Origin of the sequence: Pseudomonas sp. SJZ080, assembly GCF_007828295.1 — a bacterium.
Lineage (GTDB): Bacteria > Pseudomonadota > Gammaproteobacteria > Pseudomonadales > Pseudomonadaceae > Aquipseudomonas > Aquipseudomonas migulae_A.
The window spans coordinates 1-19,520 of record NZ_VIUK01000020.1; the positions used below are offsets into that span (position 1 = coordinate 1).

Consider the following 19,520-nt stretch of genomic DNA (forward strand, 5'->3'; position numbering starts at 1 on the left):
CAGGAGTAAAGGAGCGGCGTTGTTTGGTCATCTGACACCTCAATCTGGCGAGCATTCTCGCCTAAATGGGTGTCCGGTTTCATTAGACCACTACAGATTGGTTGTAGCAGCGAACGCAATCGCTCCGGCAACAGGTTGGCTGGAATGGGGAATGCCGCGAGGTAGTCGATCATCTGTACGCGTCCTTGCTATGTCGAAGCCAACTCGATCGTTTCGCCAAGGTTCAACCAAAGCCAGAAGTGGAAATTGGTGTAAGTCAATGTGCTTGAGCTCAAGTTGATCAGCCGTCAGGAGCTGCTCACTCCACCCAGCATATTAACGATATCGCCGTGTATTCAGGTAGCTGCGAATACTTCTCTACCCAATCTTGTATTGAGCGATTCCAATGCCCTTGCTACCCACCAGGCGCTGCCTGCCGTTGGTGGGCAGCCAGAGCTGGCGCAAAGCAGTGCCAAAGCTATCGCTAGCTCACAGCTACCTAGATCCAGGATATTCGTGGGAGTAAATGTGGGAGTATTCTTTCAGGCATGAAAAAGCCCAATCTTTTCGGATTGGGCTAAGTCATTGAAAAATATGGTCGGGACGGAGTGATTCGAACACTCGACCCCTAGCACCCCATGCTGGCGGACGTCCTAAAAGGCTTTAAATTACAGTCCATTACGTAGGCGCCCACTGCAATCGACGCTCTACGTGGTTCAGCTTGGTTTCACGTTTCCCCGCAAAAGTCCCTACAGGCTTTCGTTCAGAAAGTCCCTGCCCCTACGGCGTTCTGCCGACACCCCACATCAATTCTCACACTTCAAGTTTCTCCCTGCTACGCTCCCTCTTCACGGAGGAAATTCAATGCCCCATTCAGACCTGCTCCCTTCTCTGCTCTACAAGATCAACGAAAACCAATTGGCTCTAGAGGCAGCGATTCTTGAACTGTCCAACTGGGTCGAGGAGCGTGGCGGCGCCGAAGTGGCTGACAACGTACGCGGCGCCCTGGACACCATCGACAAGAACGAAGAGTTCATCAAGCTGACGCTTGCGGTGCTGATGGCGCCGGACTGAGCGCTGTTCGTCGCCAGCCCCTCGCGGAATCTACAAGCCTCGATGGACTAACCAATGTACTTTTGCTGCGCTGCTGGCCCTTTCTGGCGTCCCTGCCGAGCAGGAATTACTTGATGCGCATGTAATAGGTAACGCCGATGTTCTTGCCGCGCGTTTCCGTCCCTGATCGGACGGCGCCGTTGGTGCCGTCACCCACTGGCTGCAAACGGGTGCTTAGGCCTGCGCCATTTGATGCGAGCCATCGCTCGATGGAAAACCCGCTGCCTGCGTTAGTTGCGACAGAGCCTGAGGCGCCGTTGGCGGTCATATCACCATAACGGGTTCCGCCTGCCTCCACGGCACCGACTTGAAACCCCTGGAATTGATCGCCCTCGACTGTGCCGGACGAGCCCGCCCTCAGGAATCGCCGCTCGGTGTTCATCAGTCTTACGGTTTGCCCGTTCAATGGACTACTTGCCAAGCTGACAACGGCAGTCGCCTGCACAAGCGGCGAAGTCCCGGTCACACTCTCCGAACTCAGCACACCTGTGTTGTAGGCATCGGCCGCAGTGAGCTTGATGTAGCGATAAGGCTGATTGGTGGGTGGCTCAGTAACCCCTGTCAGGTTGGTAAACACGGGAATCGGCACGCCGATAGGCTGAAAATTCCAAGGGTCGCCGGCAAAAGCAGCAGACGCGGCCGCAGCGGAGGCGGATGCAGCGGCTGCAATTTCGGATAAATGAGCGGCGTTAGCTGATGCAGCGGCGGCAGCGGCGGCAGCCAAAGCCTGCGCCGGCTGCTGTTCGATCTGCTCCAGGGTCAGATTGGAAGGGGTCGGTTGACCCAGCGCATCAAAGGCCAGCATCCGCAAAGCGCGATTTGCGATGACCGGCAGCGGCGGGATGCCTTCAGGCTCCAGCAAGCTCACCGTCAGAGCTCGTCCATTGTCTCGATACAGCTGCTTGACGGCCAACCACAGTCGATCGAAGTCCGGGTTTACCGTCTGCGCAAGGAAGTCGCCGTTGATTTGGTAGTCCGTTAACCGCTGAAACGGCATGACTTGCTGAAACAACAGATCGCCCAGCGGCGGCACCGTGAATGTGCATGAACTGGTTGGGTTGCCAATACCTGTAAGGGTAAACCCGGACGTAATCAGGGCACCGTCGAGCGTGATTTGCAGGTCGGCAGCATCAAGCAATAGGAAGGTAATGGTGTAGGTCGGCGCAATGCCGTTGGCTGCATAGCGCTTAAACGTTGGTCCTGGTTGAACTGACATGACGTGCCCCTGAGTGTGGGCGGGCTAGTATTCGACCTGAACATCATGAGTGCCCGCATCTGGGCGCCAATCGTCCCGCCGAGCCTCTGTCGGTTTCCCGACTATTCGGCCAATGCGCACAGGGGTTGAGCTGATGCCGCCGGCGCCGCTGTCTATATAGTCGTCGTCCTGGGTGTTCACTGCCGGATTGAAATCGCGCATCTGATCCCACACCGGGCCGCGCAGCACATCGATGTGAGCCCACAGGAAGCGCGCCGACAGCGGCGATTCGAAGGCGTCGAGAATGCGTTTCTGTTTGTTGACGGTTGAGTGCTCTTCCCCCACCCCGCAACCGGTACCCTTCAGGGCTTGTTTCAGGATCGTCGGCACGAAGCCGCCCGGGCCGTTGGTTTCGACGATGACGCGCGGAATCTGATATTTGATCACCAGCTCGCGCACCTGGTACACCTGGCCGCCAATGATTCGGTCGCGGCTGTCGAACTCAGCAATTTCCCCGGTAAGACCGGCGGCGATGTGCCAATAGAGTTGCCCGCGGGCATCGGTCAGCAGCAGCGAGAATGCTGAGGCGTCGGATTTGATCTTGCCCAGCGAACAGTCCCAGTAAGCTACCGCGCCAACGATCTGCGTTGAACCCAGATACATGGCAGCCGCGTTGTTGGCGTAGCGCATGGTCGGCTGGACGTCGTAGGGGATAATTCGGGTCGGGTCCAAACGAACCTCCGTGACGGGCTTCGAGTGGAGTTGATACTGCGAATCCCATTCGTTGATGGTGCGGGTTTCTTTACGGCGCGTTTCCAGTGTCGCCATGTCGAAACGCTCGGGCCAGGCGCTGCCCGCATAGCAATCGACCAACGTGCCGGGTGGTGTAAAGAAGGCAATACCGGTCTTCGTCGGCTGGTAATCCTTGCCGAGCACCAGCACCCGTGCGTGCTTGCCGATTCCGGAGAACACCACGTCAGGCACGAACGGCACGTCGTAGGCGTTCAGCTTGGCGTCATCAATCCTGTGTTCCTGGGCGAACATGCGGATGGTCAGGCAGTCGGCGCCCATGCTTTCCAGTTCGTCGTACAGGCTGTCATGGGTGTGTGGGGTGCCGATGTAGAGCTTGCTGCCACCCGGCACCAGGATGTGTGTCTGTTCACCGAGCCGGTACCGGAGCTTTTCCCGTGCCTCGGGTGTCTGGATGTTTCGCGGGACCTCGACGTCATCGTTCTGGCATTCATCAGCGCGGGCCGAAGTGACGTTGGACAGAATGCCCTTGGCGAACATGCTGGCGTTCCGGAAGTCGGACGCCCCTTCTACCCACCATTGTTCGACGGTGCCCTGGTTGGGCGGCAACAGGTGACGGGTCAGCGGATGATTGCGGATGACGTTCTGCGTATCTCGGCTGGTTTTGTAGGCGGTCGGGTCCGATTCCGACTGGTGCAGGATTCGAAAGGTCGGGTCTTTGTAGTAGAGCCAGGCGTTATAGATCGCCAGCAAGGTGGATTTGCCGAAGCCCCGGAAGCAACGCAAAACGGCCAGAGGCCCTTTAGCCTCCAGCCATATCAGCGCTTGAACGTGGATAAACGGCACATCCCATCGCATGCGCCGTGCCCACAGCATAAAGAAAACCAGTAGGCTGACTTTCTTCTCGGGGTCAGTGGACATGGCCACTCTTCTGCATCCGATCGATGATGGCTTGCGCCTCACGTTCGGCGGCAGCTAGTTCGCCGTCCAGTTCATCCACAGCATGACCAGCGTCCGGGGCTGGCTTCTGGCGGTTCATGATGCCGGCGATGTTCACCACCTTGAGCAACAGAGTCATGGTGGCGGCGGCGTTCTTCTTGCACCAGTAGCGGTCGCCGCGTTCCTGCTGGGTGAGTTCAGCCGGAACCTTCTCAGCACCTGGCCAGTTGTGCGGATCGACCTCGGAAATTACAACTTCACCCAGGCGTTCGCTGAGCGCTTGCAATCGGGTGATCTGATCGTCACGCATATCAGCGGCCTCCTACTACGGCGTCAAGGTTCGGCGCGCGATCGGGCGTCGAGTCGCCCGGCTCCCACCAATACGATTGCTTGAATTCCTTCTGTGCGCGTTGCTTCATCCGGCGCAGGTACCCGGGCGAGAAGTAATCCTGCAGTTGGTTGAAGATCAGGTGGTCCGTTGCGGCCTTCGTGTACCAGAGGTTCGCCGCGGGCAAATGACTCTTGGCTAGCTTCACCAGCTTGGCCCCGGTCTGGTTGACCTCGCCGGCGGCCGCATTGTCCTTGAGCTTGAATACCTGCTCGATGTCACCAGCGATGGGGCCGCCGACGGCCGCCAGTGGCGAGCTGCCGCCCTGCGAGTTGTCAGAGAACAGGAAGTCGCCATACAGACCCATCGCCCCGCCCTTGAGCATGGAGGCGATGCCGAAGCGCAGGCCCGGCACGCCGAGCGTGCCGTCGTCCAGCATGTTTTTCGGATCGCGCCCGCTGGCTACTTCGTTGAGCTGAATGGCCATGCCGCCCAGCACGGTGGTGCTGGCGATCAGCGCGCCCAGATAACCGGCTTTGCCCCAGCCTTCTTGCGCCATGCCGCGCTGGACGTGCCGCATGACCATGCCGATGGAGAAACTTTTGAACTGCCAGAACGAGCGCAACAGCTCGCCCTTGACGGTGCCGCGCTCAACGCCGCCGTGCATCATGGCCTTCTCACGGGCACCGGGCTCGATGATTGCCATGTTCGTTTCATCCAGCACGGTGCCCAGCAGCTTGGTGGCGGCCTGATCCTTGAGGCGCTGCGGCGTAGTGTTGAGCTGCTTGGCCATCTGCACCAGGTCAGCGTCAGGAATGCGGTAGATGCTGTTCGCGGTCAGCACTGTGTCGCCCACGCCGCGCCAGTCCTCAGGCTGAGCAAGGCGCCACACAGACCAATCGGTTTCGGTTACGCCCTGGCCGAGCAGGCGCTTGCTGTCGGCTGGGTCCATGGCTGCAATGGTCGGGTGCCGGCGCGACATGTCGCCGATGGTGTCCATCATGGTGGCGCCGAAAGCCCTCTGCGTGCCAGCGGTCAAGGCGTTAAGGCCAGACGCCTGCATCACCTTGCTGGCGGCGGTCTGCGAGAACTTCGACACCTTGCCCGATATCTGCTCGGTGCTTCCCAAGCCGTCAGCGCCCCAGCGATTGAGGCTACCGATCAGTTGGTTCAAGCCCAGCCCGGCACGCTGCGCCATGCGACGATCCCCGGCACTGGCCGGGTTGAGCATGCGTATCTCATTGGCGAATACCTTCATCACCGGCATGCCGTTCATGGCAGCGGTAAGCCCCAGCGTTCCCTGGTCGGTTACGGACGTCAGCACCGCCGAGCCCAAGCGGCTGGCGACGTTCAGGGCGCGGTAAGTCTCGAAACCGTTGGCAATAGCAGCAGATGCTGGCGGTTCGCGGGTGCCGGCCACCTCTTCATAAAGGTGTTCGATCTTCCGGCGCTGCTTGGCGGTCTTGTCGGCTTTCAGTGGGTCGGCCTCGATGGTGACCTTCTGCCCTTCATCGAGGAAGTAACGCATCTGGTTGTTCGGGTTCGGGCCCAGCGTTTCGACCAAGGCGACATCCCGCGATGCCCTGTCGATGTGGCCTATCAGCAGCTCCAGCAGGTTGCGTTCGCCATACGCTTTCTGTGCGGCGATGAAACTCTCGGCATCCTTGTAGTGGATTTGGCGGGACTCGCTCCCACGGTTGGCGCGCATGCCGTTGCCGGCGACGTTGCCCGGTTCCAGCTTGTTGACGCCACCGGTGGCCAGGGTGGTCCATGCGTGATTGAGAAAGTCGGTCAGCTCAACATCATTCATCGGCGAGCCGTCTTCTTTCATGTACTTGGCGCGGTTCGCCCACTGCACGTGGTCCCCCACCCACTTAGCCTGGTCCTTGGCCACCTTCACCTGCGAGTGATCGCGCGGCATCGACCAATCATCCAGCAAACCCACATCGCCGCCGGCACGATTGAAGCGCTGGCGCAGTTGTTCAGCGGTGTCCTGAAACTGTTTCGCTGCGGTCTTGGCGGTGGCTACGCCGGAATCCTGCCCGTGCAGCTCGCGCACCAAAGCGAGGTTGCCAGCTTCGTCCTGGAACAACCCCATAAACTTGCCCTTAGTCTGGTCGATCACCTCAAGCATGCGGCTCAGCGCATCGTCACGGATGGCGCGACTGGCCGACTCGATCGACTGAATGCCGCTCTTGCCATCGCTGGAAAACGCCAACAACCGATCAAGCCCTTCAAGGGGCTGATCCGGGAAACGTTTCATATAACTGTCGATGCGGTCGTGGGCCAGGATTGTCAGGGCCACGCGCTTTTTCTTGAGTTGCTGCTCAGCCACCAGCTCCTGCGCGGATTTGGTGGCGGCCTCGTTCAACCGGTCGGCAGCGGTCTTTGATTGCCAGGTGGTGTCGGTCTGGGCGAGCTGGCGCATGTTGCGGCGCAGCCTGTCCTCGATGCCTTGGATTTCTGGTTGGGTGAGGGATCGGCCAATGGCCTGGGTGACAGCTTGAATGCACTCGGCGCGCATGGCCATGGGCTTGCCTCCAATTGGAATGGGGCAAGCCTATGGTGGGGGGATAGACGGTTTCCCGACTATTTATTCAGAGACGCAGCCGTTGCCGCGATTGGACCAGTCGACGATTTTGGCCGCTTTGATTTCGAAGGTGGTGGCGCAATTGTATTCGAGCCCCTGCTGCGGCACGCCGTGGCTGACCGTCGTGTAGGCGGCAGTGCCGGTCACGCTGGTGCTTGCAACAGACGGGGTACCAGGCAAAACGAGAGTGTTGCCGAACGAGTATTGAAGAAACTTGCTATCGCCCGATTCATAGGTGCGCTCTGGCGGCCCCCACGAACGAACGAGTTTCAGCTCGTCCTGGCCGATCCAAGTGTTCAGCCGGGTTTCATACTTCGCTTCGGAAGCGCACCCGGCGAGCAGCGATAGCGCAATGAGCGGCAATACCCTTTTCATGTCCTGTCCCTTGAATCGCTTGTGTGGTCGCATATTCACACATCACCCCCGTTGCAGGAAGCACGCTGCAGCGGCGACAAAGCCCCGGGATTCTTCCTGAGCCCTGACGATATCGGCGTCGGCCTGCGCCATCAGTTCCCGCGCAGACACAGTGATCGGGTTGCCGTCGGCATCCAGCGCGCCAGTGGACAGACGCATGTCGTCCATGCGGCTCAGGATCTCGTCTGCGACTTGCACGACCGGGTCAGCATCGGGCTGCTCGCCTTTCGACGGTGCTGCATCTTTAGGGGGTGCTGATGCATCTTTTCCCCCAGTTGTTGCAACTTTTGCCGGTTCCGATGCATTTTTTGCTGGGGCCTGTGCATTTTTCCCAGCCTTTGGAGCATCAACTGGCCGGCCAATATCCAGCGGTTTGGCCTGCAACGTCGGCTCAGCGCGTTCTATATCGTCAAGGATGCGGCGGATTTCCTGCTGCGCTATCTGCGCCATGGACTGCCGGGTGTTGGCTTCAGCGACACCGGCAGCGAGTGGCTTTTTCTCGAAGCCCTGAACAATGGCATCCGCGCGTTGATTCACTCGATCGTCAAAGCGAGACGGGGTTTCGCCACGATTCATGGCGGCCAGATCGGCGCGGGCAAGCTCGGCGGTGCGGTTGCCGGTGAGGCTTTCATTCAGCGCGGTCTGGCGGTCGCTGAGTTCAAGGCGCTCAGCATCGATCGCTTGCCTTGCCGACTGTTCGGCACGCTTGCGGCTCTGCCCCTGTGCCTGGAACTCTTTTGCTCGAGCGCGAAACGTATCGTCCAACCCATCAATGGACTGCTTGAGCGTGCCCAGCTCGGCGCGGACGTCCTTCACATTGGGGAGAATGCCGGCGGCTTCCTGCTCCAGCTGCATGCGCAAGGTCGGTTCAAGATCCTGTTTGGCGGTGGCCAGCGCTACGTCACGGGTTGGAGCAACTACCGAGGATTTCTCGGCAGTTCGCATGAACTGGGCCGAGTGGATGCTCTCGGGCAACACCACCGGTTCACCGCGGCTGAGTTGGCCGATAGCCGTACGGATTGCATCCTGGTGGGCAACCGCTGACCGTGGGTTGATCGGCGCACCTGGTGCGGTGTCGATATCGGCATGCTGATAGGTGCGCTCACTCAATGCCGCGTCGACCTGTTCAGTGGTGGGACGGCGCAGTCCGGCCCGGCCAATGCCGAAGAACGCAGCACCGAGGATGGCATCCGTCGCAATCGCGGTGCCGTCCATGGCGCGGTACTGGGCGGCTTGTGCGTGATAGCCGCCACCGTCCAGCAGTTCGGCAGTGGCGCCGCGCCCAGCCATGCCCAACCCTACGTTCGCTCCTACAGCAATTGCAGCATCTCCAAGCAATGGCTTGACGAAGCGCGCCGCCGGCAACACCGCACCGACACCCACGGTTGCAGCGTCGATCACCCCCTTGAGAGTGGCCGTTGATTCGTCCAAGCCTTCAGCCATGCCAACCTGCTTGCTTGCGTAGCCAGCAGGACCACCAGCAGCCAGTCCCGCTCCCACAGGCCCAGCGAGGACCGTGCCCACCACCGTGCGCGGCAAAATGGCAGCGGCTTCGCCAAGGATCTGGCCGACCACACCGACTTCGGCGGGATCAGGGCGCAGGTCCATCACCGCTTGAGCCGTGCCCTGCCCCAGCGTCTCCTGGCTCGATTCTTCAGCGCTGGTGACGTTGGGCTTTCCGCCGAACTTCGGTTCAGGCAGTAGCACGTTGGCGGCCGCATCAAGGCCGGTTTGCCACAGCGAGCTGAAACCAGACTCAACGGCGGCGCCAGCCTCAAGCCCACCACGCAGCAGGCTGGGACCCAGAACGTCGAGTGCGCCAGTGAAGGCGCCCGGGGCCGGCTTGTCTGCTGTCCGTCCAAGGCGCTCGTTCTGGCTCAGCGCTTCGTTTTCTTCGACCATCCCGTCAAGCCAGCTCATTTGACTTTCACCATCATCGGTTCGTTGGTTGTCGGATCGATCTGTACCCGACCCGCATTCAGCAGGTAATACGAACCTTCCTTGCCCGGTACCGGCGACAGCGGCATGTCCTCCAGTTGGCCGATCGGGAACTTGCTACGGGTGGCCAGGCCTTCGAGTTCGATATCGACGACCTTATCGAACACCTTGTCGCTCATGCCGTAGGGCTTGATGACCTTCGCGCCGCCCCGCTCACCCACTCCGCCGGTGGCCAGGGTGATCGCCTGATCGGCAAGCTTGCTGTCGATCTCAGGCGACGGCCCGTCATGCTTCACGCCCTTCGGTCCGGCCATGCCTGCATACATGGATTTGTAAGCCAGATAGGCCTGCTCCCGCTGCGGGGTACCAGGTGTGAGCGAGTTGCCCACGCGCTCATCGAAGGATTCCCGGAACTGGTTGTCTTTCGGCATCGGTGTTGATTTGTCGGTGAGCACCTTCGCGCCGGCCAACAACGTCTTGGGCACGTCGGTACCGTCTTCACCCTTGAGCCCACGGAACTGCGCCATGCCGGCAAGGACAGTGATCGGCTGATCTCCGGCAATCGGCTTGATCGCGGCAGCGGCATCGGCACCAGTTGGTGAGGATGCCGCGATAGCGCCCAGTACCTGCAGCTTGGTGCCGTCATCGGCCTGCGACAGCAACGAAGCCAGCATGGTTTGCTCTTCAGGCTTCCACGGGTTGCGAGCAACCTCAGGCCCGTAGGACTTGCGCATTGAATTCACCACGTCGAAGCGGTTCGCGATCTGCTCGCCGAGCTTGGCCTGTCCTTCTGGCGTGGTGATGCCCGAGATATCCAGCGGTTCGACGTCGACCCCGGTTCGCATGGCGTTGAAGGTGAGCGGGTTCTCGCGCATCAGCTTGGTGTTGTTATCGATCGCAGTTTGCAGGCGAGCCACGTTCGCCTGCTCGGTGACGCTGCCGCCATTCCTGGCCATTTGCAGGCGCTTCTGTTCGACGTACTGCTGCTGCGCCGCAATGGGCTGACGCAACAGGTTCTGCACCTCGTTCATTTCGCCCATGCGTGCGTTGAACTCGCCGGCGGCGGACGTGCCAGACAGCCCGGCTTTCCACCGCTGCTGGTCTGCCGGCGTCGGCGGAACACCTGTTGCTGCCTGTCGATCCATTTGGGTAAGTATCCGCTCGGCCTTCATTTCCCGCATTTCGGCCTGGCGCTGTTGGTGTTCCTTGACCTGAAAGATTCGCCCGCTGACGGTGTTCAGCAACTGGGTACGCTTCTCCGGGTCAAGCTTCTTGGCGTAGAACCCATCCTCGGCGGTGAGGTCGTGCTCGACCTTTTGCAGGCTGCCCAGGCTCTCGCGTGACTCGATGACACGCTGAGTGGCGTGCGTGGTCCAGTTGTCGTCCTTGAATTCCTGTTTCTTGCTGGCCCATCCTTCGCCGAAGGCCAGCCGACCAGCGATATCGATGTCTTCGGCATCCATGCGGGCATTGATCTGATCGACGTTCGCGCCGGGCATGGCGGCGTCTTTGCCCAGCATGTCCATGCGTGACACCAGGTCGCTCTGGGCGGACTGAATACGACCCTTGGCAGCGGATGCGCGGATGGCTTCAAGGCCACCGATCTGCATGCGCTTGAGAGAGTTGCCGATTTCGCCCTGCTGAGCAGCGTCAAGTCCCGGAGTGTCCAGCGGGTCAAGCTTCGACACCGCCGCGTTATAGGCTTCCGGCGCCTTTTCGTAGCTCAGCTTGCCGGTGCGCATCTGCTCATCAAGGTCGGTGGCGATGGTCTTGATCTGCGATTCGCGATCGATCAGCGAGTTACTGGCCTTCACCCGGGCAAGGGCCTGGTCTTCCTTGATGCCCTTATCTATCTGCTGGTCAAGGACATTCAGCCCGAGACTGGTTACCGCGCCAGCAGCCTGTTGGTTTATGCGGTTCTGTACACCCGGATCGGTGGTGATGACGCGGTTCTGCGCGACATCCGTCTGCACGTTGGTCTGGCCAAAGTTGCCCACTGGGATTTTCATACAGCCGCGCCCCCGGGTTTAGATGCCTGCCCGTTGGCCGCTGCTTTCCAGCCGGACATGCCGAGGGAAGCACCGGTGTTCAATACGCTGCCGATAGCCTGAGAGTTCGCAGCTTGGCGCGCCTGAGCCCCCTGCATTCTGATGTTGCTGGAGTCGGCGTAGCCTCGGGCCTTCTGAGCCTGGCCGTTGAAGATGGTCAGCGCGGCGTCTTCTTCGGCGTTGCCGTAGATTTCCTCGTTGATGTTGATGGCCGTGCCCTCGCCCACTTCGACGCCAGACCCTGCAAGCGCGGCATTTGCCTCGCTCGCTTGATTGCGCGCAAGTCGACGTATGCGGTCGGCCTGGACCACCGAAGCACTGGCAGCAGCATCAGCGTCAAGCTGCGACTGCTCGGCCTGGGCCTTGGCATTCTGGTCGGCTTGCTTGCCGGCCTGTTGGGATGAATAGACGGAATATGCCGTCCCGGCAACGGCAGCAGCGACGGCGATGTATCCGCCGTATGCCGCCATAAACGCAGCGCCAGCAGCCATTAGTTGATCTCCATTTGAAAGAGGGGCGCGAACACATCGAACCCCAGGGATTGATACAGCTTCGAGGTGCCTTCGACGTTGAGCTTTGTGCCGATACCCAGCTGCACATGGCGAGCGCCACGGAGCCGCGCCCACTCGACAAACGCCAGAATCAGTCGGCGCGCTGTGAAGCCGCTGCGGCGCGATGGCTCAATGAACACTGAGTAGTCATAGGCAATGGTTTCCTCACTGAACCACTGGTCAACGATCCCACCAGCCATGCCGCCCACGATGTCGCCGCTGATCTCAGCCACGAACACCACACCGTTGTGCCCATTGATGAGCTCATGCAGAAACGCCGCGGACTTCTCGGGTGAGAAAGCGAGCGTTGAGTAACTGCTGATGTCGTGCAGCATGGTGCCCAGCTCGATCAGCCGGGGTACGTCAGAGTGTTTGGCGGCCCTGATCATGGGTATTACCTCAATCGTTGATCGACATTTTTTTGATGACGCAGAGCAGGTGGAACGGCAGCGGCTGGTTTTGCTCGATAGTGATAGAGGCTTGGCCACGGTCCCATCCGAGGTTTTCAAGCCTGTGATCCCCGGTGAACGGCTGCGCTGGCTGATTCAGGACGTTCTCGCCAAGCACACGGAAAGCGATCGGCTGGCCGTTAACCACGCAACCGATCGTTTCGAGGAATCGCAACGTGATTTCAGCGACCCGCATGCTGTTGCCCTGGGCGCTGCCGGTGCTGCCCTGCACTTCTGGCGTCAGCGTTTTGATCCTGGTCTTGTACGGCAGACCGATTTGAACGGTTAAGGCGTTGCGGGAAATGGTGACCTGCCCGCCGGTGACAACCTGCTGCGGCATCGGCACGCCGTCCGCGACGATATCCACGGTCTTACCTTCCAGGTGGCCCAACCCGGTCCACACCGTCGCACCAGGTCCACTGGTTGCGCTGATGCCGCAATCGACGTTGATGCCTGATACGAACCGCTCGACGTAACGGACGGTGTTGCCGTTGACGGTGCGGTTGACGATGGCCCACATCTGTTCGCCGCCAGTGGTTGGAATCGACGCAACCGATTCGAACTTGCCGTCAGTGACTTGCCGGGCCCAGCCAACCACGTCTTGGTCACGGTCAACGGTCAGGGTGGCGATCACACCGTCATTGCGGACCAGAAACAGGATCGACTCCGGCTCTTGCTGATAAGCCATGTCGATGACGCCGCTCTGCGTGGCGTGCTCAGACAGGACGGACATGTCCGGGGCGCCGTAGGCATCGGAGTCGTATTTGTAGGCCAGTGCCCGCAACTTGCGGTCTGAGCGCTGAATGAAATACAGCTCGTTGCCGATCCGCACTGGCTTGACGTTGTTGCAGCCGTATACGGATTGGTTCTTGACCTGAATGTTGGTCGGGGTGATGGGCTTCTCGACGCCACCAGTGAGGCTGAACTCGCCGCCGTAGGTCAGTGCAATCAGCGCCTTGATCTGTGCCATGTGCGTGATGGGGTTGATCTGGTCGCTGGACACAGTGAACGACATGGCGTCGTCGTCCTTGGTACCCAGCTCGAAGTTCAGATACTCACCGGTGCGCGACTCCCAAATGGTCTGGGGGAAGTTGGGCGAGCCGGCGGCGACAAGACGCTGTTCATGCAACGTGCCGGTTGATGGGTAGCCGTCAAAGTCGTTCCAGACTGAAGCCTCAAGCGACCAGGCGTTCGCAGGCGCGGCGACCGTCGAAGTGTTGGCACCACGAACAATCCCCGAGACAACCGTTGAACTTGAGACGACAGTGATTTCAACCAGACCGCTATTGACCTTGACGAATTTGCCTACGTCATCAGAGCGCCACCCTGCTGCGCCTAAGGTCAGGCCGATGACGGCACCGACTGTGCCCACAACGCTTGGCGACAGCGTTGTTTGCGGAGAACCCTTAATCGACCAAGCGGCCATAGGGGTGACCGGAAATGCAGTCACCACCTGTACGGTGACCACGGTGGCACTGATGGCAGCGGTGATCTTGGCAATACCGCCACCAGACCAGATTTCACGCCCAACGTCCGAAGCCAGGAAGGCGGAAACCGAGGACGTGAACGTACGGCCGGTGCCTACGGTGATATCGCTGATCGTTGCCGAGGTGGCGAAGTTGATGCCCTTCTCGTCGAACGGCTTGGTCACAAAAGGCGCCGGTGCAAGACTCCATTGCAAATCCGTGATGCGGCGCAGGCGCTGGATAGGCACCTGGTTGTTGAAGATAAACATGGTGTCAGCGCCCTGCACGTAATCGATCGCGCTGAGCATTGCCTCGGTGTAAGGGCTGATCAGCTCGACTCCGGTGTAGACCCCGTTCGGGTAGTAGACCCGCACGTAAAGGTCGCCGAACTCGCACATGTAGGCTTGAGATTTGTTGAACACGTAGGGGATGAGGCGCGCGCGCTTGGCGGCGAACTTGGCAGCGGCAGCAAACAGAGTGCCATCGCGGCGAGTGCAACCACCGTGCACCAGTGGCCAAGCGTTTTCGATGATCTCGGCGCCGTTCTGGTACCGAGCGATATCGACACGGCCCAGCATGCGCGGCGAGAGTTCGCCGGCGGTGAAGTTGGTCTGGTTGAGCGTATAGCGCGCCATTATCCGCGTGCCCCGAAGCGAGCGCCGTAGAGACGTTCATCGCCCAGGGTCTGCGGCGGATCTTCCTGGCCATCAACAGCCCGCGCCACCTTCTTGGCCATCGCAAGTTTCTGTTCAAAGTTGGCTTGGAGCGCGGCTGACTGAGTGATCGGGTAAGCCATGGCGGCAGCCATCGACAGCGTCAGCAGCTCAACAAGGCTGGCATCCCAGACGTTTTCGATCTCATTCCGGTACACGTAGCGCAGTTCGACGGATGTGGCGTTGGCCAAGATGCTGCGACCCTCAACCAGGTAATCAATCTGCATGCCGCTCTGCCCGACCTCCAGTACGCGCAGGAAGTCCGCCGGTAACTCGAACTGATTGTCGTAGCCAAAGGCCGGGGCCGTGGCGTCAGGCGCCAGCAAGGCGCGCTTGATGGTGCAGTTCCACGGGTGAGCCCGTAGCAGGCCATCACGAATGGTCGGATACAGGTTGGCGGCGATCTTGGCCCGGTCCACAGGTTCATTGAAGTCGTTGATGGTCTGTGCACCCAGCATCAACAGGGCGTTGGAGCAGATCGAAACCCCGGTTGCCATGCTCATCCTAAAACCTCCACATAAAAGGACCGGGGCACGCGGCCCCGGTTAAGTCGTTCGCCATCCCTGGCAGCACCAATCAGTTTTGTCCGGCGTAATGCGCCACCAGGGTGATGACTTGGCCCGCCAGCAGCGCAGCACCGGCAACAGTGGAGAACAGTTCGCTTTGATCGGTGGCCAGGCCTTGCTGAGCTACCGAAACCTCAAACAGAGCTCCGTTGGCGAACTGGGCGTCGGCGGTCGCACTGCCTGCTGCCGCTACCGAAGTCGCTGCGAGATAGCGCGCTGGCACTACAGCGTCGCCAAGGTTGATGGTCGAAGATGCAGCACCGACAGCGAAATACAGTCGAGTGCCGGGCATGAGGCGAGAACCAAACGGCAGCAGGCCCCAGGAGATTTTGTCGCCAATAGCGATGCCGCCAACGGGGACGGTGTAGGTGCTGACAAGAATCTGCACGTCAGCGCCCTGCAGGTTGGGTTTGACCAACTGCTGCGGAAGAGCCGCGCGAGCGGCGGATACGGATGCGTTTACGGTTGCCATGGGTTAGAACTCCTAAACCGGGAAAGAGGGGGAAGCCGAAGCCGCTTACGCGGCCTCAGTTACGGAGATTTCAACAACCTTTTCTTCCTCGGTACGCACGGCACCAATGGACTGCTTGCCGTAGATCCGCACGTTGAAGCCCTTGCCCGGATCCTCGCCAACCTTGGTGGTGATGTCCTTGCCTTTGCCCAGGGTTACGCCGGACTTCGCCCAGGCGTACAGACGGCGGGTTGAACCGTCATAAGGGGTGCGCTCGGAAGGAATCCAGGTGAAGCCCATCCACTTACCTTCCACGTCGCCTTCCTGAAGGAACTTGCCGGCCATGTAGTCAGCGCTGGTCAGGGTGCTGTCCGCGAGGATGTCGGCAGCAGCGGAAGCGGTGTAGGTCATGAACAGCTCTTCACCGTTGTGGTTATCCGCTTCGTTACGGCGGAACAGCTTGCGAGCCTGGATGATCTTGGCCTTGGTCAAGCCGGTACCACCCACCGCGATTTTTTGCGTGGTTGGCAGGATGATGTTGCCGGTGGTAGCGCGCGAGTTGCCGCCGAAGGCGCCGATGATCACGTCGTCTTTGGCACGGTTCAGCGCCGCAACCATCGCCTTGACGTAGTCCGACGTCGGATCAACCAGCATACGAATCTTGTCCTGGTCGTCGATCATGTCGCCATCGTCCCAATCGAACAGATCCACAAAGCGTGTGCTGTGTGGTTGGTCATTGATCGGGGTGTCAGCGTGACGCTGGGTGCGACGCTGGGCGGTACGCTGACCCAGGCGGTTAACCGACTTCGACATGCCGACGATGTTGGGCTCGATGGTCACGCGGGTTTCGAACCGCGAGGTCATTTGCTGCGCGAGGTGACGGAAGTTGTCAGCGAACTGCTGAACAAAGGCTTCGGTAATTTGCTGAGACATGCGATGCACTCCAATGCAGATAAGGGATTTGCCTGCCGGGTGTCCGCAACGCGGGCCGGTATTCCTGGCGTGCATCGGCTTTGCTGCGCCTCGGGGCTGTCCGGGTGTCTGCGTGCCATCGCAGGCCGGCCCATTGCTGGGATGCCTGCGATGTTTGTGCATGGTGGGTGTCGGTTTCCCGACTATTTGCAGCGGGGGTTAGAAGCGGGATGTAGGCGTGTTGTATTTGCGGTTGTAGAGGTCATCCAGTTGCGCCTGAATGCCGGCGCGCTTGGCATCGTGGGGCGGCAGATCCTGCAACTGCTGGCGCAACTCCGAAGTCTTGACCGCGAAATCACCATCGCTCACTACGGCGCCGCCGTTGATTGGGCGGTCTTCCTTCAGCTCCTTGCCGATGTTGGCGGTGAAAGCGATGAAGTCGGGATCGTTGCCGTACTTCTCCATCAGTGCGCCGAAGTTGCCTGGCTTGCCCGGCTCGCTGGCAAACGCTTCAGCAGCCCGGTAAGACGCAGTGACGTTGGTCTTCATGGCCTGCTCATCGGTCCATACCGCTTTCAGCGCGGTGGTGCAGTCCTGAGTGGTGAGCACGGCAGCACCAGCGATCAAGCCGGGCGCCGCCTTCATGTATTCGCCGATCACGTACTGCACCTGGTCGTTGCTCAGTCCCTTGGCGTGAGCCCCCTTAAGGAACGACTGGGTTTCTGGATCAGCCTTGAATTCGTCCCAGTTGAAGCCCTCGACGCCCTCCAGCTTGACCGCGTATTCGTCCGGGGTTTTGGGTGGCACATCACCTGAGCCCATGCGCTTTTCAAGATGACTGTAGGACTCGGCCAGCTTGCGGGTGGACGCTTCGAGGTCAAGCGATCCATCTTCCTTGCTGGTCCGATACTTCTCAGGGATGTAATCGTTCGGGCCCGGCACAACAGCCGCGGCTGGCGTGGCAGCTGCCAGCACGGAAGCCGGTTGTTCGGTTGTTACTGCACCAGGCACACCATCTGCCGGAGCTTCAGCCATGAACATCACGCCCATGAAACGGGCAAAACTATTCTTCAAACGCATTGGTATCTACTCCATTTGCTCTGTTGATTTGGGCAACGATGAATTCCAGCACTCGCCGCTGGCCGTCTCGCTGGTAAGTTTCGAGCACCGCATCGATCCCGCCCTTTACCACTGCGGGGCGGGCGAACTGATGGGTGAGCGCTTCGAGGATCAACCGCCCTTCGTGGTGGTCCTCGAAAACGCGCTTGAACATTGCTGCATCGACTTCGATCGCCATTACGCTGCGGCCCCTGCTGTTTGCTTGATGGCGGTCTCTCCGGCCTGTTGCTGCAGCATCTGCTGCTGGGCCTGTTCCTGCGCCGCCTGCTGGTCTTGGGCTCTCTTCTCGCGCAGCTTGTCGCGTGCGGCTTCGCTGCGGATGACGGATGAAGGAACCCCCAGCGCCTCGCCTTTGAAGCGCTGGGCGGCGTCCATGTCGATGTTGTCCATGATGTCCGAGGTAGGATCAGCGGCCTTGATGGCCAGTGCGCCGCCCACGTACGTGTCAATCGCGGTGACCTCTTCCAGTTTCTGGGCGCGTGACAGCGGGCCGGTGTAGCGAACCGTGAAGTTACGATCGGTCAACGATTGAGGGGCGGCACCCAGCACGCCAGCACGGTAGGCAATACCGAAGCAGCGCTCGATCAGAAGTTGCAGGTACTCCGACTGCATGCGGCCATAGACTGGGCCAAGCAACTGACGGATCAGGGCGACACGCGCGTGCACCTCGGTGGCGGTCATGCTCGGCCCGTCCTGGGCGCGGAGCTGGTCGGCCATCAGGATCCGTCGAATCGAAGCCTGAATGCGGGCGATCTTCGTCTCGGCGTATTGGAAGTTTGAGCCGCTTTGCAGTGGCTTCATGCTGTCGACACTGTTGGCCACGATGATCTTGCGCGGGCCCACCTTGACCGTGCGCGGGTTTAGTACCCCGTCATCTTCGGCAATCCACATGCCGGCGATGGCCAGGTCACCGGCAGCCAAGTCCATACGGCACAGCTCGTTGAGGGTTCGGGAGTCCGGCAGAGCATCCGAAACCGGGCCGGTCGCGTACACGCTATCGGGGATCATCATCCAGCGCGGCACGACTACCGGCATTTCGTGATAGCCAGACTCACTGACCAGAAGCTGCGCACCGACCTCCACCTTGCAACTGGCGATCGGCATGTTCTTCGCCAGCCTGGCGTTGACCATGTGTGTGGTGCGCGGATAGATCGCGTGGATGAACGAAACCAGTTCCTGTGGCTTGTCCTTGGCCAGCTTGCGGGTGGTCTCGCTGATGTTCTCTTCGCCGAACTCGTTGACTGCCTGTTCTGCCGTGAGCCTGTACTCGCGATACACGGTGTCAATCTGCCCGCCCGCCTTGGATGCGGAGCAGTACACGCTCGCGATAGGCCACAGGTCGAACACGAAGCCGCCGTTGTCTTGATCCGCATCGATGTACATGGCAAACCAGCCAGCACACACGATATCGATCATGCCCTCAAAGCCGGCGGCGTCGAAGTTGGCGGCGTGAATGTTCTCCCAAAGGATTTTGGCGCTGTCGTCCATCCAGCGGCGCTCTTCATCACTCTCTTGGCCAGCGTCCAGGGCGAACCACACAGAGTTTGCAGGCGTGACACCAGACATGATGGCCGATGACAGGATACGCACAGCATCAGTGGTGGTGCCGTCGATCATGCGGGCCTTACGCGACTGCGCTTCGGTCGCTGTGATCGACTCACCGGAAAAGCCACTACCCCGCACGGGGTAGCTGTGGTCGTAGCAGTCGCGCCAGGTCTGCTCATGCGGCGAGCGCAGCGACTTCAGGGTGCTCAACGTTTTGCAGATCTGGGATGCGTTCATGATCCGAGGGTGCTCTTGCCTTGGGATAGAACAGAGCCGGTGCCTTGGGCGCCGGACGTGAGCAGGCTGCTCTCGGCCTTACGCTTCTTGCGGGCGGCGGTTTCTTCGTTGGCCTTGATGGCAGCAGTATCAGCAGCCTTGGTGGCTTCGATCTGCGGATCAGGCGGCGCCACAACGACTGGGGCTGGCGGCTTCTTCGGCTTACTTCCCATGCGCC

Annotated in this window: 18 protein-coding genes; 1 reads left to right on the forward strand and 17 read right to left on the reverse strand. The window is 60.2% G+C overall.

From position 1 onward, the window contains the following. Positions 1–843: 843 nt before the first annotated feature. A complete protein-coding gene (locus FBY04_RS22810) occupies positions 844–1,053 on the forward strand; it encodes a hypothetical protein (RefSeq protein ID WP_145317063.1) in 210 nt (69 codons plus the stop codon). A 106-nt stretch (positions 1,054–1,159) separates the two neighbouring features. On the opposite strand, the gene FBY04_RS22815 is transcribed toward FBY04_RS22810, so the two are convergent. The 17 genes from FBY04_RS22815 to FBY04_RS22895 all read right to left on the reverse strand — a co-directional run bounded on the left by FBY04_RS22815 (position 1,160) and on the right by FBY04_RS22895 (position 19,515). Further along, complete coding sequence (locus tag FBY04_RS22815) at positions 1,160–2,308, reverse strand: hypothetical protein (RefSeq protein ID WP_145317065.1); 1,149 nt, start codon at positions 2,306–2,308, stop codon at positions 1,160–1,162. 24 nt (positions 2,309–2,332) lie between these two features. Beyond that, on the reverse strand, positions 2,333–3,958 hold the full coding sequence (gene terL / locus FBY04_RS22820) for a phage terminase large subunit (RefSeq protein WP_145317067.1): 1,626 nt from the start codon (positions 3,956–3,958) through the stop codon (positions 2,333–2,335). Then, complete coding sequence (locus FBY04_RS22825; protein ID WP_145317069.1) at positions 3,948–4,286, reverse strand: hypothetical protein; 339 nt, start codon at positions 4,284–4,286, stop codon at positions 3,948–3,950. The genes terL and FBY04_RS22825 overlap by 11 nt, the downstream gene beginning before the upstream one ends. Before the next feature lies 1 nt (position 4,287). After that, positions 4,288–6,834 (reverse strand): hypothetical protein, encoded by a 2,547-nt coding sequence (locus FBY04_RS22830; protein WP_145317070.1) that lies wholly within the window; start codon positions 6,832–6,834, stop codon positions 4,288–4,290. 63 nt (positions 6,835–6,897) lie between these two features. Continuing rightward, positions 6,898–7,269, reverse strand: coding sequence for a hypothetical protein (locus FBY04_RS22835; protein ID WP_145317072.1), 372 nt, complete (start codon positions 7,267–7,269; stop codon positions 6,898–6,900). Between the two features lie 42 nt (positions 7,270–7,311). Next, positions 7,312–9,228: a hypothetical protein gene (locus FBY04_RS22840; protein WP_145317074.1), complete on the reverse strand. Its 1,917-nt coding sequence runs from the start codon at positions 9,226–9,228 to the stop codon at positions 7,312–7,314. After that, positions 9,225–11,255, reverse strand: a complete 2,031-nt coding sequence (locus tag FBY04_RS22845) for a hypothetical protein (protein ID WP_145317076.1) — start codon at positions 11,253–11,255, stop codon at positions 9,225–9,227. Before FBY04_RS22845 ends, FBY04_RS22840 begins: the two co-directional genes overlap by 4 nt. Continuing rightward, entirely contained in the window at positions 11,252–11,785 is a 534-nt protein-coding gene (locus tag FBY04_RS22850) for a hypothetical protein (protein WP_256667126.1), read from the reverse strand. The genes FBY04_RS22845 and FBY04_RS22850 overlap by 4 nt, the downstream gene beginning before the upstream one ends. Continuing rightward, entirely contained in the window at positions 11,785–12,180 is a 396-nt protein-coding gene (locus tag FBY04_RS22855) for a GNAT family N-acetyltransferase (RefSeq protein ID WP_178118317.1), read from the reverse strand. The genes FBY04_RS22850 and FBY04_RS22855 overlap by 1 nt, the downstream gene beginning before the upstream one ends. A gap of 64 nt (positions 12,181–12,244) precedes the next feature. Further along, positions 12,245–14,395 (reverse strand): hypothetical protein, encoded by a 2,151-nt coding sequence (locus FBY04_RS22860; protein WP_145317080.1) that lies wholly within the window; start codon positions 14,393–14,395, stop codon positions 12,245–12,247. Continuing rightward, positions 14,395–14,976: a hypothetical protein gene (locus FBY04_RS22865; RefSeq protein WP_218571661.1), complete on the reverse strand. Its 582-nt coding sequence runs from the start codon at positions 14,974–14,976 to the stop codon at positions 14,395–14,397. Before FBY04_RS22865 ends, FBY04_RS22860 begins: the two co-directional genes overlap by 1 nt. 73 nt (positions 14,977–15,049) lie before the next feature. Beyond that, the gene (locus FBY04_RS22870) at positions 15,050–15,511 is read right to left on the reverse strand and encodes a hypothetical protein (protein WP_145317083.1); all 462 of its coding nucleotides are present in this window, start codon (positions 15,509–15,511) and stop codon (positions 15,050–15,052) included. A gap of 45 nt (positions 15,512–15,556) precedes the next feature. Next, positions 15,557–16,423: a phage capsid protein gene (locus FBY04_RS22875; RefSeq protein WP_178118318.1), complete on the reverse strand. Its 867-nt coding sequence runs from the start codon at positions 16,421–16,423 to the stop codon at positions 15,557–15,559. 198 nt (positions 16,424–16,621) lie between these two features. Next, positions 16,622–17,482: a hypothetical protein gene (locus tag FBY04_RS22880; RefSeq protein WP_145317085.1), complete on the reverse strand. Its 861-nt coding sequence runs from the start codon at positions 17,480–17,482 to the stop codon at positions 16,622–16,624. Next, entirely contained in the window at positions 17,466–17,699 is a 234-nt protein-coding gene (locus tag FBY04_RS22885) for a hypothetical protein (RefSeq protein WP_145317087.1), read from the reverse strand. Before FBY04_RS22885 ends, FBY04_RS22880 begins: the two co-directional genes overlap by 17 nt. Further along, complete coding sequence (locus tag FBY04_RS22890; protein ID WP_145317089.1) at positions 17,699–19,303, reverse strand: portal protein; 1,605 nt, start codon at positions 19,301–19,303, stop codon at positions 17,699–17,701. The genes FBY04_RS22885 and FBY04_RS22890 overlap by 1 nt, the downstream gene beginning before the upstream one ends. Then, the gene (locus tag FBY04_RS22895) at positions 19,300–19,515 is read right to left on the reverse strand and encodes a hypothetical protein (RefSeq protein ID WP_145317092.1); all 216 of its coding nucleotides are present in this window, start codon (positions 19,513–19,515) and stop codon (positions 19,300–19,302) included. Before FBY04_RS22895 ends, FBY04_RS22890 begins: the two co-directional genes overlap by 4 nt. Positions 19,516–19,520: the final 5 nt, after the last annotated feature.